The organism is Streptomyces sp. CA-135486 (assembly GCF_050936555.1).
GTDB lineage: Bacteria > Actinomycetota > Actinomycetes > Streptomycetales > Streptomycetaceae > Streptomyces.
The window spans coordinates 1,001,743-1,015,647 of sequence record NZ_JBNJMM010000002.1 but is presented as its reverse complement, the minus strand read 5'-3'; the positions used below and the strand labels follow the sequence as shown (position 1 = coordinate 1,015,647).

General features: G+C 71.2%; 14 protein-coding genes and 1 pseudogene. 6 read left to right on the top strand and 9 right to left on the bottom strand.

Going from position 1 to position 13,905, the window contains the following annotated elements; genetic code table 11:
- Positions 1-70 precede the first annotated feature (70 nt).
- Both ACQEVG_RS23950 and ACQEVG_RS23945 read left to right on the top strand, forming a co-directional pair.
- The gene (locus ACQEVG_RS23950; protein ID WP_432987265.1) at positions 71-757 is read left to right on the top strand and encodes a response regulator transcription factor; all 687 of its coding nucleotides are present in this window, start codon (positions 71-73) and stop codon (positions 755-757) included.
- A complete protein-coding gene (locus ACQEVG_RS23945) occupies positions 754-2,277 on the top strand; it encodes an ATP-binding protein (RefSeq protein ID WP_432987263.1) in 1,524 nt (507 codons plus the stop codon). The genes ACQEVG_RS23950 and ACQEVG_RS23945 overlap by 4 nt, the downstream gene beginning before the upstream one ends.
- Positions 2,278-2,316: 39 nt before the next feature.
- Here the strand turns inward: ACQEVG_RS23945 and ACQEVG_RS23940 are convergent, their stop codons facing one another.
- Both ACQEVG_RS23940 and ACQEVG_RS23935 read right to left on the bottom strand, forming a co-directional pair.
- Entirely contained in the window at positions 2,317-3,687 is a 1,371-nt protein-coding gene (locus ACQEVG_RS23940; RefSeq protein WP_432987261.1) for a metallophosphoesterase, read from the bottom strand.
- An 18-nt stretch (positions 3,688-3,705) separates the two neighbouring features.
- A complete protein-coding gene (locus ACQEVG_RS23935) occupies positions 3,706-3,957 on the bottom strand; it encodes an SCO4848 family membrane protein (protein WP_432987259.1) in 252 nt (83 codons plus the stop codon).
- A gap of 121 nt (positions 3,958-4,078) precedes the next feature.
- Here ACQEVG_RS23935 and ACQEVG_RS23930 point away from each other — a divergent pair, with 121 nt between their 5' ends.
- Complete coding sequence (locus ACQEVG_RS23930; protein WP_432987257.1) at positions 4,079-5,290, top strand: D-alanyl-D-alanine carboxypeptidase family protein; 1,212 nt, start codon at positions 4,079-4,081, stop codon at positions 5,288-5,290.
- Here ACQEVG_RS23930 and ACQEVG_RS23925 read toward each other — a convergent pair.
- From ACQEVG_RS23925 to ACQEVG_RS23910, 4 genes are read right to left on the bottom strand one after another with little or no spacing between them, the layout of a single operon-like run.
- Entirely contained in the window at positions 5,259-6,176 is a 918-nt protein-coding gene (locus tag ACQEVG_RS23925; RefSeq protein WP_432987255.1) for a YihY/virulence factor BrkB family protein, read from the bottom strand. The genes ACQEVG_RS23930 and ACQEVG_RS23925 overlap by 32 nt on opposite strands.
- The gene (locus tag ACQEVG_RS23920) at positions 6,164-6,586 is read right to left on the bottom strand and encodes a GtrA family protein (protein ID WP_432987253.1); all 423 of its coding nucleotides are present in this window, start codon (positions 6,584-6,586) and stop codon (positions 6,164-6,166) included. Before ACQEVG_RS23920 ends, ACQEVG_RS23925 begins: the two co-directional genes overlap by 13 nt.
- Positions 6,583-7,542 (bottom strand): decaprenyl-phosphate phosphoribosyltransferase, encoded by a 960-nt coding sequence (locus tag ACQEVG_RS23915; RefSeq protein ID WP_432987251.1) that lies wholly within the window; start codon positions 7,540-7,542, stop codon positions 6,583-6,585. The genes ACQEVG_RS23920 and ACQEVG_RS23915 overlap by 4 nt, the downstream gene beginning before the upstream one ends.
- Positions 7,535-8,125, bottom strand: a complete 591-nt coding sequence (locus ACQEVG_RS23910) for a phosphatase PAP2 family protein (protein ID WP_432987249.1) — start codon at positions 8,123-8,125, stop codon at positions 7,535-7,537. The genes ACQEVG_RS23915 and ACQEVG_RS23910 overlap by 8 nt, the downstream gene beginning before the upstream one ends.
- Positions 8,126-8,287: 162 nt before the next feature.
- Here ACQEVG_RS23910 and ACQEVG_RS23905 point away from each other — a divergent pair, with 162 nt between their 5' ends.
- Together ACQEVG_RS23905 and ACQEVG_RS23900 are read left to right on the top strand one after the other, a co-directional pair.
- Entirely contained in the window at positions 8,288-9,676 is a 1,389-nt protein-coding gene (locus ACQEVG_RS23905) for an FAD-binding protein (RefSeq protein WP_432987247.1), read from the top strand.
- Between the two features lie 12 nt (positions 9,677-9,688).
- On the top strand, positions 9,689-10,444 hold the full coding sequence (locus ACQEVG_RS23900; RefSeq protein ID WP_432987245.1) for a decaprenylphospho-beta-D-erythro-pentofuranosid-2-ulose 2-reductase: 756 nt from the start codon (positions 9,689-9,691) through the stop codon (positions 10,442-10,444).
- Between the two features lie 30 nt (positions 10,445-10,474).
- Here ACQEVG_RS23900 and ACQEVG_RS23895 read toward each other — a convergent pair whose 3' ends face one another.
- Positions 10,475-11,056 (bottom strand): 2'-5' RNA ligase family protein, encoded by a 582-nt coding sequence (locus ACQEVG_RS23895; protein ID WP_432987243.1) that lies wholly within the window; start codon positions 11,054-11,056, stop codon positions 10,475-10,477.
- Between the two features lie 128 nt (positions 11,057-11,184).
- Positions 11,185-12,198, bottom strand: coding sequence for a tryptophan--tRNA ligase (gene trpS, locus ACQEVG_RS23890; RefSeq protein WP_432987241.1), 1,014 nt, complete (start codon positions 12,196-12,198; stop codon positions 11,185-11,187).
- A 46-nt stretch (positions 12,199-12,244) separates the two neighbouring features.
- On the opposite strand from trpS, the pseudogene ACQEVG_RS23885 reads away from it, so the two are divergent.
- Positions 12,245-12,442 (top strand): annotated as a pseudogene (locus ACQEVG_RS23885) (siderophore-interacting protein); the annotation flags it as partial.
- A 127-nt stretch (positions 12,443-12,569) separates the two neighbouring features.
- Here ACQEVG_RS23885 and glyA read toward each other — a convergent pair.
- Positions 12,570-13,838: a serine hydroxymethyltransferase gene (glyA, locus tag ACQEVG_RS23880; protein ID WP_432987239.1), complete on the bottom strand. Its 1,269-nt coding sequence runs from the start codon at positions 13,836-13,838 to the stop codon at positions 12,570-12,572.
- Positions 13,839-13,905: the final 67 nt, after the last annotated feature.

The following is a 13,905-nucleotide window of genomic DNA, read 5'->3' as shown; positions in this document are numbered from 1 at the left end:
GCCATGACTCTCAAGGAACTCCAAGACAGCGACCGGCCCCCGTCGCGGGGAACATGCCGATACTGAGGACATGGACCATGAGGGAGCGACCGTGCTGGTCGTCGAGGACGAGCCGAGCATCGCCGACGTTCTCGCCATCGCACTGCGCTATCACCGCTTCGAGGTGATCACGGCGGGAAGCGTGCGGCAGGCCCGGCAGGTGGCCGGGCAGACGCGCCCCGATGTGGCGCTCCTCGATGTGATGCTTCCGGACGGCGACGGGCGCGCGCTCGGACGTGAACTGCGCGCCGCCCGCCCCGAGACGGCCCTCGTCTTCCTCACCGCGCGCGACGCCCCCGCCGAGATCGTGGGCGCACTCGGCTTCGGCGACGACTACATCACCAAGCCCTTCAACGTCGACGAGGTCGTGGCCCGCATCAGGGCGGTGCTGCGGCGCACCAGACCGGCGGATGTGCTGCCGGTGCGGCCTCCGCTGCGGTACGGGGACCTTGAGCTGGACGACGCGACGTATGCGGCGCGGCGCGAGGGCGGCTCGGTGCAGCTCACCCCCACCGAGTACGCGCTGCTGCGTTTCCTGGTACGCAATGCCGGGCGCATCGTCACCAAGGAGCAGCTGCTGCGCCATGTCTGGCAGTACGAGCACCAGGCGGAGTCGACCGTCGTCGAGACGTACATCAGCTATCTGCGCCGCAAGCTCGATCCCCTGGGCCCGCCGCTGATCACCACGCGCAGGGGCGTCGGATACGGACTCGCATGAGGCGCTGGATACGGGCGGCGGCCGGCGCCCGCGCCTGGCACCGGCAGCACCACCGCTCAATCCACTCCCTGCGCGCCAAGCTCACCGTGGTGAATGTGGCGCTGCTGGCCCTCGGCATCGTCGCCGCCACCGCCGTCAGTCTGATGGGCATGCGGCACTATCTGCTCGACCGGGTGGACAGCGAGCTGATGGGAAGCGCACATGCCCTGGCGCGCACCGGATTCACGCAGCGGGAGATCGACTCGCTGAGCGCGATCGGGGCGCTGCGGGACCAGTTCGCACCGGACGACAAGGAGGCGAGCCGGCTGCCGCGCTCGCCGACGATCCTTGTCGCCCTCGACGCCGGGCACCGGCCGATCGCCTTCGCCAGAATCGTGCCCACCGACCGGCAGCGGGACCTCGCGGCAGCGGTCGACGATCCCGGCGCGCTCGCCGACTCCGCCGAGGCGCGGGACGTGAACGTCGACGGCGAGCCCTATCGCGTGGTCGGCGCCCGTCTCGGCGACGGCACGTTCGTGCTGCTGGCCACCGAGACCGGAGCCGTGCACAACGGAATGGCGAAGGCCCTGAAGCTCGATCTCGCCTTCGGCAGCCTGCTGCTCGCGCTGCTCGCCCTGCTCACCATGCTCGGTACCAAGCACCGGCTGCGGCCGCTGGAGGACATGGTGGAGACGGCGTCCGCCATAGCGGAGGGCGATCTGACCCGCCGGGTGCCCGCCGGACGTGATCCGGTCACCGAGATCGAACAGCTGCGGGTCGCCCTCAACTCCATGCTCCACCAGGTCGAGTCGGCCTTCGAGACGCGCGAGCACAGCGCCGCCCAGCTGCGGCGGTTCGTCGCGGACGCCTCGCACGAACTGCGTACGCCGTTGTCCGCGATCCGCGGCTATCTGCAGCTGTACGACAAGGGGATGCTGCGCGAGCCGGTGGAACGGACCAGGGCGCTGGCCCGGATGAACGCCGAGGCCGACCGGATGGGCCGGCTCGTCGAGGAGCTGCTGACCCTGGCCCGTCTCGACCAGCAGCCGCAACTGCGGCTTTGCGCGGTTGACTTGGGCCATCTGGTGCGGGACGCGGCGGACGATCTGCGGGCCCAGCAGCCACAGCGGCCGCTCACGGTCCGGGCGGACGGAGCGTTGCTCGTGCAGGGCGACGAGTCGGGGCTGCGGCAGGTCGTGGGCAATCTGCTGGCCAACGTCCGCGCGCACACCCCGGCGGATGTCCCGGTGCGGGTGGAGCTGGCGCGTCAGAACGGCGACGGGCGGGGGCCGGGTTCGGTGCGGCTGCGGGTGGCGGACGAGGGGCCGGGCATGGCCGGCGTGGACGCCGACCGTATCTTCGACCGCTTCTTCCGGGCGGGCGGGGAAGGGAGCGGGCCCGCGGGCAGCGGTCTCGGCATGGCGATCGTGCAGGCGGTGGTCGCCTCGCACGGCGGCGAGGTGACGGTGCGGACCGCGCCGGGCGAGGGCCTGGCGGTGTCGGTCGCGCTCCCGGCGGCCGCCCCCGCGCCGACGGCGTAGCGAGCGCGCGGTGAGGGTGCGCGGTGGGGGTGCGCGCCGTTACGCCTTGCGGGATGCGAGCTGTACGACGGTGATGTCCGAGGGCGCCCCGACGCGCACGGGCGGGCCCCAGGCACCTGCGCCGCGGGTCACATACAGCTGGGTGTCGCCGTAGCGTTCAAGGCCGGCGACGGTCGGATTGGCGAGAGCGGCGAGGTGGTTGCCGGGCCAGAGCTGACCGCCGTGGGTGTGGCCGGACAGCTGCAGGTCGACGCCGTGCTCGACGGCGTCATGGATGACGACGGGCTGATGCGCGAGCAGCACGGACGCGCGGCTGCGGTCCCGGTCGCCGAGCGCCTTGGCGAAGTCGGGCCCGTCGCCCTCGCTCTCGCCGGCGACGTCGTTGACCCCGGCGAGGTCGAAGCCGCCGATCTCGACGCGCTCGTTCCGCAGGGGGTGCAGCCCGAGCTCGCGGACATGCTCGACCCACGCCTCGGCCCCGGAGAAGTACTCGTGATTCCCCGTCACGAAGAAGGCCCCGTGGCGTGCCTCCAACTGGGCGAGCGGCTCGGCGGCGGGCCCGAGATCGGCAACGCTCCCGTCGACGAGATCACCGACGACAGCGACCAGATCGGGCGATGTGGCGTTGATGGTGTCGACGATCCGCTGGGTGTGGGCGCGGCCGAGGACGGGCCCGAGGTGGATGTCACTGACGACGGCGATCCGGAACCCGTGGGTGGCACGGGGAAGCCTGGCGAGAGGAACGGTGACCCGCTTGACGCTGGGCCCGCGGAGGACGCCGTACGTTCCGTACCCAACGGTCCCGAGGGCGACGGCGGCGGCGCCGCCCCCGACGATCCGGCTCACAAACATCCGCCGCGAGACCCCGGGCCGCGCACCCGCGACCTCCTCGGTGCGGACCTCCGCGCTTCCCACGTCGGTACGGACCGCTCCGGCATCCGGGGCCGGGGCGGTCTCCGGCGCCGTCGCTACCGCGGTGGCCGTGTCGTCCGTGGCCTGCGCGGCTGCGCCGACGGCGGCCACGGGCCGGTCGGTCTCATCCGCCGCGGCGAAGCCCACGGCGGACGTCTGGGGGCCGCTCGCCTGGCCCCGACGCCCCAGCACCCCCCGCAGTACCGGCCGTACAACCTCCCCCACCACCAACCCCAGCACCAGATACAGCAGCACGGCCAGCCACAGATACCCCGGCCAGGCCACCACCCGCTGCACCCAGAACGGTGCCCCGGCCCGCCCCGACACCAGCGCCCCCACGGACAGCAGCGGCAGCACCCACGCCGCCACCGTGCCCGCACGCCGGGCCACCCCGCCAGGCGCGGTCGTGTCGCGGACCAGGCGCCGCCACGTGTACCAGTGCGCCCCCGCCAGCAGGGCGACAACCGCTACCACCACAAGCAGGACGACCACCAGCACGAACCGCTCCCCTAACCCTTAGTCCTTGGCGCGCGATGCGGCCAATGCGCGCACGCCGCGCAACCCGATCACCCCGACGACCGTCCCCAAGACAAAGGACGCGATGGCGAGCAGAAGATGGACCCAGAAGTACCCGGTCGGGTCGCCCGAGTCGTCGAAGGCGAGCCCGCTGCCGTCCTTCCACAGGTTCTTGACGAAAGTGATCCAGATGAACCAGCTCCACACCCCGAACGCGAGCAGGAACCAGGAGGCAGAGCGGCTGAGCTTCATGGAATCAGTATCGCCACCGTCCTCCGTCCGGGTCCTCCGGGGTGGGCTGTCCCGGGGTCGCCCCCGGCGAGTCACCGAGCTGATAAGCATATTTTCTGCAAGGCGATGTACGTTCTCGTCCGTGTCTGCTTCGAAGAAGACCGCGCTGACGGTCGCCGCCGCCGTGTTGTTGCCCGCACTCACCGTCGCACCCGCGACCGCGGACACCCATGACGACAAGCCGGGAAGGAAGCAGCAACCCAACCCCCCGGGCTCCATGTCCAGCGTCGGCGGCGCCCAGCTCGGCAAGGCCGGCACCCAGGTCAGCCTCGGACCCGGTGCGCCCGTACTGCCCGCCGAACTGAGCGGCCGGTCCTGGATCGTCGCGGACGCGGAGAGCGGCGATGTGCTCGCCTCGCACAACGCCCACTGGCGGCTGCCCCCCGCCTCCACCCTCAAGATGCTGTTCGCGGACACCGTGCTCCCCCGGCTGCCCAAGGACGAGATCCACATGGTCACCAACGACGAGCTCGCGGATGTCGGCGAGGGCAGCAGCCTGGTCGGGGTCAAGGAGGACCACACCTACTCCGTCCACGATCTGTGGCTCGGCGTCTTCCTCCGCTCCGGCAACGACGCCGTGCATGTGCTGGCCTCGATGAACGGCGGCGTCGCCAAGACCGTCGAGGACATGCAGGCGCACGCCGACGAGCTGCAGGCGCTCGACACGCATGTCGTCTCGCCCGACGGCTATGACGCCGACGGCCAGGTCTCCTCCGCGTACGACCTGACCCTCATCGCCCGCAGCGGTATGCAGAAGAAGGATTTCCGCGAGTACTGCTCGACGCCCCGCGCCATGTTCCCCGGCGAGAAGGTGCCCGGCAGCAAGCGCGACTACTTCGAGATCCAGAACACCAACCGGCTGCTGACCGGCGACAGCGGCGTCTCTCCGTACAAGGGCATCGCCGGCGTCAAGAACGGCAACACCACGCACGCGGGCGCGACCTTCACCGGTGTCGCCGAGCGGAACGGCAAGGTGCTGCTCGTCACCGTCATGAACCCGGACTCGGGCGAGAGCCAGGCCGTCTACCAGGAGGCGGGCCGGCTGCTCGACTGGGGCTTCGCGGCGGCCGGCAAGGTCAAGCCGGTCGGTGAGCTGGTCCCGCCGAAGTCCGCCACCCTCCCCGAGTCGGGCGGCGCACAGCCCGCGGGCAAGGGCGCTCCGGCCAAGACCGCTGCCGCCCAGCACAGCTCCGGCGGCATCGGTACCGCGCTCGGCATCATCGCCGGGGTGCTGGTGGTGCTGGCGGCCGGGGTCTTCCTGGTCAACCGGCGCTGGCCGCTGCGCCGTCGCTAGGTCCTAGCCGTTCCGGGGACGTCCCGTCCGCCGTCTGCTTGCTCTGCGTCGCCGTCCACGCGGCGCAGAACAGCAGCAGCTTCGCGCTGAAGTTGATCCACAGCAGCAGGGCGACCGGGACGCCGAACGCGCCGTACATACTCTTCGAGGCGACACCCTGGATATAGCCGCTGAGCAGCAGTTTGAGCAGCTCGAAGCCGACCGCTCCCATCAGCGCGGCCACCATCAGGCGGCGGCGCGGCGGGTGCACGCCCGGCAGCAGCGTCAGCAGATACAGCAGCACCAGGAAGTCGGCGACGACGGCGATCGCGATGGCCACGGCCTGCAGCAGTACGCCACCGGCTCCGCCCTTGTCGATGCCGAGCCGGTCGGCACTCCAGCCGACGGCGGTGGAGGCGAGCGTCGATGCCGCGATCGAGGTGAGCGCGACCGCGCCGAGCCCGAGCAGTACGCCCCCGTCCTTGAGCTTGCGCAGGACGGGATTGCCCTCGTCCTCGTCGTCCAGCTCCCAGACCGCACGCAGGCAGTCCCTGATCGAACCGACCCAGCCGATGCCGGTGAAGAGCAGCAGCGCGCCCGCGACAACTCCGATCGTGCCGGCGTTGGCGACCAGGGAGTTGACGTCGAGCTGGTCGGAGATGCCCGGCACCTGCTCGGCGATCCTGTCCTCGAGCTTGGACAGCTGCTCCTCGTCGAGCAGCGTGGCGCCGATCGCCGCGGCCACCGTGATCAGCGGGAAGAGCGCGAGAAAGCTGATGAAGGTGATCGCGGCGGCGAGCCGCGTCCAGTGCACCCGGTCGAGCGTCTCGTACGAGCGCCAGGCATGCGTCTGCATCAGCCGTGCGACCAGCGGTCCGATGACGGGGAGTTTGGTCAGCCAGTCCATGTCGTACGCGTACCCTCCGCGCCGAATACCAGTGTCCGGGTGCCCCAGAATCGCAGGCAGGTCGCGAGGAGCATGCCGACGCCGAGCCCGGAAACGGTGTCGGCGCGCCCCGAGGTGAGTCCGAAGCCGTGGTGCGAGACGAGGAGGCAGAGCAGTTGCACGAGCGCACCCGCGAGATTGACGGCGAAGAAGACGGCGCACTCCCGAAGGCCCATCCTTCTGCGCCGGTAGGTCCCCAAGGCGTTGCCGAGGTACGCGACCGTGCACCCGGCGAGGAAGGAGAGGGCCTTCGCGGTCAGCGGCTCCCAGCCGAGCGGGCCGCGCAGCCATACGAAAACGGCCAGGTCGGCGGCGTACGCACAACCTCCGACCAGCGCGAAAGAGCCCAGCTCGGACTCGACGGGCTTCACAGGTCGGCGACCGCCAGTCCGTACATCGCGGCCCAGACCAGTCCGACGACGGCGAGCGCCCGGTCGTGCAGCACCACGTCCTCGGGCGCGCCGGCCGTGCCGCGGTCCGCGAAGACGGCGTAGCGCAGCACCGCCAGGATGAACGGGATCATCGACAGCTGCCGCCAGGGCAGCAGCGCCTGGGCGGCCACTCCGCCGCTCTCCAGAGCCCACAAGCAGTACGCGAGCACGGCGACACCGGCCGCGAGCTGCCAGACGAAGCGCAGATAACCGGTCGTGTACTCATTGAGCAGCGCCCGGGTCGCGCCCTTGCTGCCCTCCATCTGCACGGCTTCCGAGTACCGCTTGGCCGCCACGACGAACAGCGCGCCGAAGCCGGTGGTGATGAGGAACCAGCGGGACAGCGGGATGGCGAGCGCGACCCCGCCGGTCATCGCGCGCATCAGGAATCCGGTGGTCACGACGGCCAGATCGACGACAAGGACGTGCTTGAGCCAGAGGCAGTACGCGAGTTGCATCGACAGATAGGCGGTGAGCAGGGCGCCCGTCATGGCGTTGCACAGGGCCGCTGCTGAGGTGATCGCGGCGGCTGCGAGCAGGGCGCCCACCGTGTACGCGACGGGCACGGGCACGTCCCCGGCGGCGACGGGACGTCTGCATTTGACGGGGTGGGCACGGTCGGCTTCGCGGTCGCGGGCGTCGTTGACGAGGTAGACCGCCGCGGCTGCCGCGGTGAACAGGACGAAGACGAGGGCCAGTTGACCGGCGGTGTGCCTGGAGCCCAGGTCTCCGGCGGCAGCGGGAGCGGCGACGACCAGGACGTTTTTGATCCACTGGCGCGGGCGCGCGGTTCTGAGCAGGCCGAAGGGCAGGCCGACGGCCCGGCGCGGCGCGGGCCGTGAGGGCCGCCGGGGCCGTTCGGACCGCTTCAGCAGCGCGCTGCCGCGCTCAGTCATGCCGCCCCCGGAAAGCCGGCCTCGGCGGCCCCCCAGGCCCGCCTTCAGGCGCGGAGCACCGGCGGGGACCCGTCATCCAGCGGGCGCCGAGCCGGACCGCCAGACCGCCGAGCGCGGCGCCCGCCGCGATGTCCGTCGGATAGTGGACGCCGACGACGAGCCGGGACACGCACATCGCGGCGGCCAGCGGCGGCGCCAGCCGGCGTCCGGCCGGGCGCAGCGCGCCGAAGGCCACGGCGGCAGCGGCCGCCGATGTGGCATGTGAGCTGGGGAAGGAGTGGCGGCCCGCGGTACGGACGAGAGGCTCGCCGAAGGGGAGTCGGGGGCGGGGGCGGCGTACCGCCGCCTTGACGCCGATGCTGGCCAGATGTGCCGCGCCGACCAGGGCGGTGGCCCGCAGCCAGGCCCCTCGCCGCTCGCGGTCGGCCGCCGCGCCCGCGAGTCCGGCGGCGAGCCAGAGCGCGCCGTGCTCGCCGGTGACGGAGAGCGCGCGAGCGGCAGCGGCGATCCGCGGCTGCCGCCCGCAGTCGCGCAGCGCCACCAGCAGCCGCCGCTCGGCGGCCGCGCAGTCCACGTATCTCATCTGCCACCCCTTCTCATGAGCTCTCATGAGCCAGGGGCGACTCTTCTCGGCGATCGGCGGACTTTCACGTCATTCTTTGATGACACTCGTTTAATCACCCATTTCGGCGAGTCCAGCGAGGTACCGCCAAATGCGGGCATAGGCGGCTATAACGTCTCGGACATGGTTGCCGAGACCAGAACCACCGACACAAGTGGCCCTGCGCGTACCGAGTTGGTGTCCCTCACCGGCTGGGGCCGGACGGCCCCGACAACCGCCTGCCTGCTGCGTCCCCGTACCCCTGAGGAGGCCGCCGCGGCGGTGCGGGGCTGGGGGGCGCGTGGCGGCATCGCGCGCGGGCTCGGACGGGCGTACGGAGACGCGGCGCAGAACGCGGGCGGCGCCGTCCTCGACATGACCTTGCTCGACCGCATCCGCACCATCGACGCCGACGCGGGTGTCGTCGTGTGCGACGCGGGCGTGAGCCTGCACCGGCTGATGGAAGTGCTGCTGCCGCTCGGCTGGTTCGTGCCGGTGACGCCCGGGACGCGCCATGTCACGGTCGGCGGCGCAGTCGGCGCCGACATCCACGGCAAGAACCACCATGTCTGCGGCTCCTTCTCGCGCCATGTGCGCTCGCTGGAACTGCTGACGGCGGACGGCTGCGTACGGACGGTCCGGCCCGGCACCGACCTCTTCGACGCGACGACGGGTGGCATGGGCCTGACCGGCGTGATCCTCTCGGCGACCGTCCGGCTCCACCCCGTCGAGACGTCCCTGATGTCCGTGGACACCGAGCGGACCGCCGACCTGGACGACTTGATGGCCAGGCTCACCGCGACCGACCACCGCCACCGGTACTCGGTCGCCTGGATCGACCTCCTCGCGCGCGGGCGTGCGCTGGGCCGCTCGGTCCTCAGCCGCGGCGAGCACGCCCCGCTGGAAGCACTGCCTCCGCGGACCCGGCGCACACCGCTCGCCTTCCGCCCCGGGACGCTGCCGGCCGCCCCCCGACTCGTACCGGAACGGCTGCTCGGACGCGCCACCGTCGGGCTCTTCAACGAGCTCTGGTACCGCAGGGCGCCCCGCTCGCGCACCGGCGAGCTGCAGACCTTGGCGGCCTTCTTCCACCCGCTGGACGGCCTCCCGCACTGGAACCGGATCTACGGCCGCGGCGGCTTCGTCCAGTACCAGTTCGTCGTCGGGTACGGACAGGAGGACGCCCTGCGCCGGATCGTGCGCCGGATCTCGCGGCGCCAGTGCCCCTCGTTCCTGGCGGTCCTCAAGCGCTTCGGCGCCGGCGATCCCGGCTGGCTGTCGTTCCCCCTGCCCGGCTGGACGCTCGCGCTGGACATCCCGGCCCGGCTGCCCGGACTCGGCGCGTTCCTGGACGAGCTGGACGAGGAGGTCGCCGCGGCGGGCGGCCGGGTCTATCTGGCCAAGGACTCCAGACTGCGTCCGGAACTGCTCGCCGGGATGTATCCACGACTGCCCGAATTCCGTGCCCTGCGGGCCGCTCTCGACCCCCGCGGAGTCTTCACCTCCGACCTCTCCCGCCGTCTCTCCCTCTAAGGAGCACCTCCCGTGAAGAACGCCTTCGGCTCCCCGCAGTCCCTCCTCGTCCTCGGCGGTACGTCGGAGATCGGCCTGGCCGTCGCCCGGCGGCTCATCGCCCGCCGCACCCGAACGGTCTGGCTGGCCGGCCACCACTCCCCCTCCCTCGAAGACGCGGCGAGCAGGCTCCGTACCCTCGGGGCCGAGGTCCGCACGGTCGCCTTCGACGCCCTGGACTGTGCCGCGCACGAAGAGGTGCTGGGGAAGGTCTTCGCCGAGGGCGACATCGACATGGTGCTGCTGGCCTTCGGCGTCCTCGGCGACCAGGCGAACGACGAGGCCGACCCGCCGGCCGCCGTCCGGGTCACGCAGATCAACTACACGGGGGCGGTCTCGGCCTCACTGGTGTGCGCGGCGGCCCTGCAGACCCAGGGGCACGGCTCGCTGGTGGTGCTCTCCTCGGTCGCGGGCGAACGCGCCCGCCGCGCGAACTTCATCTACGGCTCCAGCAAGGCGGGCCTGGACGCCTTCGCACAGGGGCTGGGGGACGCGATGCACGGGACGGGCGTGCACGTCATGGTCGTACGCCCCGGATTCGTCCGTACGAAGATGACGGCGGGGCTGCCCGATGCGCCGCTGGCCACCACTGCCGAGGCCGTCGCCACGGCTGTCGAGCTCGGGCTGCGACGCAGATCGGAGACGGTGTGGGTGCCGGGGGCACTGCGTGTGGTGATGTCGGCGCTGCGGCATGTGCCGCGATCGCTGTTCCGCAGACTGCCTCTGTGACGACCGCCCCGCTGGCTGTGGGCCCCGAGGTCAGGAGGTGGCTGCGGGCTCGTCCACCGGGGAGCCCTGGGCGGGCACGGACACGATGCCGCCCCCGAAGGCGTACTCGTGGAGCTTGCGCCACACGCCGTCCGCGCCCTGCTCGTACAGCGCGAAGGAGGCGCAGGTCCAGGACGCCTCGTACTCGGACAGCGCCTCGTACGCACGGTCCATCTTCTCCTCGGCGATGCCGTGCGCCACGGTCACATGCGGGTGGTACGAGAACTGCAGCTCACGCACCAGCGGCCCGGACGCGTCCCGCACCCGCTTCTGCAGCCGGGTGCAGGCGGCCGCGCCCTCGACGACCTGGACGAACACGACGGGCGAGAGGGGGCGGAATGTCCCGGTGCCGCTGAGCCGCATCGGGAACGGCCGGCCACTCGCCGCGACCCTGGCGAGATGCGCCTCGATCGCGGGCAGGGCCCCGGCGTCGACCTCGGTCGGCGGCAGGAGTGTGACGTGGGTCGGAATGCCGTGCGCGGCGGGATCCCCGAAGCCCGCACGCCGCTCCTGGAGCAGGCTGCCATAGGGCTCCGGGACCGCGATCGAAACGCCGAGCGTTACGGTCCCCACGTCGTTCTCCTCAATCGTCTGCGGGTAGGTGTGCCGCCGCCAGTGTGGCGGCTGCACGGCATATGTGGCCAGAGGCCTTGGACACAGTGCCGATCCGGTGATGACCTCAGTACGGAATCGGAACGCACTCAGTGCTTCGCCGGCAGGAACCCCACCTTGTCGTAAACGGACGCCAGGGTCTCGGCCGCGACCGCGCGGGCCTTCTCCGCACCCTTGGCCAGAATTGAGTCCAGCGTCTCGGGGTCGTCCAGATATTCCTGGGTGCGGGAGCGGAACGGAGTGACGAATTCCACCATGATGTCGGCGAGATCCGTCTTGAGCGCTCCGTACATCTTGCCCTCGTACTCCGCCTCCAGCTCGGCGACGGTCTTGCCGGTGAGGGTGGAGTGGATGGTCAGGAGGTTGGAGACGCCGGGCTTGTTCACCGGGTCGAACCGGATGACGGTCTCGGTGTCGGTGACCGCGCTCTTGACCTTCTTCGCGGTCGCCCTGGGCTCGTCGAGCAGGTTGATCAGGCCCTTGGGCGTGGACGCCGACTTGCTCATCTTGATCGACGGGTCCTGAAGGTCGTAGATCTTCGCGACCTCCTTGACGATGTGCGGCGCCGGGATGGTGAAGGTGTGCCCGAAACGGGTGTTGAAGCGCTCGGCGAGGTCACGGGTGAGCTCGATGTGCTGGCGCTGGTCCTCACCGACCGGGACGGCGTTGGCCTGGTACAGCAGGATGTCCGCGACCTGCAGGATCGGATAGGTGAACAGGCCGACCGTGGCCCGGTCCGTGCCCTGCTTGGCGGACTTGTCCTTGAACTGCGTCATCCGGGAGGCCTCGCCGAAGCCGGTGAGGCAGTTCATGATCCAGCCGAGCTGGGCGTGCTCGGGGACATGGCTCTGGATGAAGAGCGTGCAGCGCTCGGGGTCGAGACCGGCGGCGAGCAGCTGGGCGGCCGCGAGCCGGGTGTTGGCGCGCAGCTCGGCAGGGTCCTGCGGCACGGTGATCGCGTGCAGGTCCACGACCATGTAGAACGCGTCGTGGGTCTCTTGCAGCGCCACGTACTGGCGGATCGCGCCGAGGTAGTTCCCGAGGTGGAACGAGCCTGCGGTGGGCTGGATACCGGAGAGCGCGCGGGGTCGGTCTGAGGCCATGCACAACATTCTCTCAGGTGCGGAACCGATCTCCGGCCGCCGGTGTATGAACGGTGTGAGGACGCGGGAGGGGACCCTGGAGGCCGGTCCGGAGGGGGGCCGCATCGTCGAGGAAGAGGCTGCGGTGATCGCGCGGATGCGCGCCGGGTCGCCGGGGCGCCTCCGGGACGGTGCCGCGTTCCGTCCATGGCTGCTGCGGATCGTGGTCAATGAGACGAGGAGCACAGTCCGCTCGGCGGTGCGACTGCTGCCGGCCGCGCTGGACGAGCCGGCCAGGGGCGGGCCCCGGGCGGGGCGGACCACGGGGGTGCCCCGCCCCGCCCGAGGGCTCAGACCGTCAGGCCAACCGGCCGCCGGCCGGAGTCACCGCACTACGCGCTCAGCCCGGGCGCCGGATACCCGGCCATCAGCTCCGCGACCTCGGACCGGATCTCCCCCAGCACGTCCTCGTCACCCGAGCCGGCCGCGGTCACACCGCGGTCGATCCACTCGGCGACGGCGGCCATGTGCTGCGTACCGAGACCGCGGGACGTGAGGGAGGGGGTACCGATGCGGACACCGGAGGGGTCGAAGGGCTTCCTCGGGTCGTACGGCACGGTGTTGTAGTTGACGACGATCCCGGCCCGGTCGAGCGCCTTCGCCGCCACCTTGCCGGGGACGTTCTTGGGGGTGAGGTCCATCAGGATCAGGTGGTTGTCGGTGCCGCCGGAGACCAGTTCGAAGCCGCGGGCGAGCAGTTCGTCGGCGAGTGCCTTGGCATTGGCGACGACCGACTCGGCGTATGTGCGGAAGGGGGCCTGGGCCGCCTCGTGGAGGGCGACCGCGATAGCGGCCGTGGTCTGGTTGTGCGGGCCGCCCTGGAGGCCGGGGAAGACCGCCTTGTCGATGGCCTTGGCGTGCTCCTCGCGGGACATCAGCATCGCGCCGCGCGGCCCGCGCAGGGTCTTGTGGGTGGTCGTGGAGATCACGTCCGCGTACGGCACCGGCGAGGGGTGGGCACCGCCGGCGATCAGGCCGGCGATGTGCGCGACATCGGCGACCAGGATGGCGCCGGACTCCTGCGCGATCTCCCCGAAGGCCGCGAAGTCGATGGTGCGCGGCAGCGCGGTGCCGCCACAGAAGATGAGCTTCGGGCGTTCCTTGAGGGCGAGCTCGCGCACCTCGTCGAAGTCGATGCGGCCGGTGTCCTGGCGCACGCCGTACTGGACGCCGCGGAACCACTTGCCGGTGGCCGATACGCCCCAGCCGTGGGTGAGGTGGCCGCCCATCGGCAGGGCCATGCCCATCACGGTGTCGCCGGGCTCGGCGAAGGCGAGATAGACGGCGAGGTTCGCCGGGGAGCCCGAGTAGGGCTGGACATTGGCGTGCTCGACGCCGAAGAGCTCCTTGGCGCGGGCGATGGCGAGCAGCTCGACCTTGTCGATGTTCTGCTGGCCCTCGTAGTAGCGGCGGCCGGGGTACCCCTCGCTGTACTTGTTCTGCAGAACGGTGCCGGAGGCTTCCAGGACGGCCCTGGAGACATAGTTCTCGCTGGGGATCAGGCGCAGCGTGTCGGCCTGAAGCCGCTCCTCGTCGCCGATCAGGGCCGCCAGTTCGGGGTCGGCGGCAGAGAGTGCCGGGTGGGGCAGGGGAAGAGTCATGGTGTCCTCCGGGGCGATCCGTCTGCTCGGTCGTGGTCCCGGGATGCGGCTCGGGACCCCTTGCCGG

What these genes read in the sequence shown, in the direction of transcription:
- trpS (WP_432987241.1), bottom strand. Translation starts at nt 12,198, where the DNA reads ATGGCCTCAGACCGACCCCGCGCGCTCTCCGGTATCCAGCCCACCGCA.
- ACQEVG_RS23935 (WP_432987259.1), bottom strand. Translation starts at nt 3,957, where the DNA reads ATGAAGCTCAGCCGCTCTGCCTCCTGGTTCCTGCTCGCGTTCGGGGTG.
- ACQEVG_RS23950 (WP_432987265.1), top strand. Translation starts at nt 71, where the DNA reads ATGGACCATGAGGGAGCGACCGTGCTGGTCGTCGAGGACGAGCCGAGC.
- ACQEVG_RS23910 (WP_432987249.1), bottom strand. Translation starts at nt 8,125, where the DNA reads ATGAGATACGTGGACTGCGCGGCCGCCGAGCGGCGGCTGCTGGTGGCG.
- ACQEVG_RS23925 (WP_432987255.1), bottom strand. Translation starts at nt 6,176, where the DNA reads ATGGACTGGCTGACCAAACTCCCCGTCATCGGACCGCTGGTCGCACGG.
- glyA (WP_432987239.1), bottom strand. Translation starts at nt 13,838, where the DNA reads ATGACTCTTCCCCTGCCCCACCCGGCACTCTCTGCCGCCGACCCCGAA.
- ACQEVG_RS23905 (WP_432987247.1), top strand. Translation starts at nt 8,288, where the DNA reads ATGGTTGCCGAGACCAGAACCACCGACACAAGTGGCCCTGCGCGTACC.
- ACQEVG_RS23945 (WP_432987263.1), top strand. Translation starts at nt 754, where the DNA reads ATGAGGCGCTGGATACGGGCGGCGGCCGGCGCCCGCGCCTGGCACCGG.
- ACQEVG_RS23915 (WP_432987251.1), bottom strand. Translation starts at nt 7,542, where the DNA reads ATGACTGAGCGCGGCAGCGCGCTGCTGAAGCGGTCCGAACGGCCCCGG.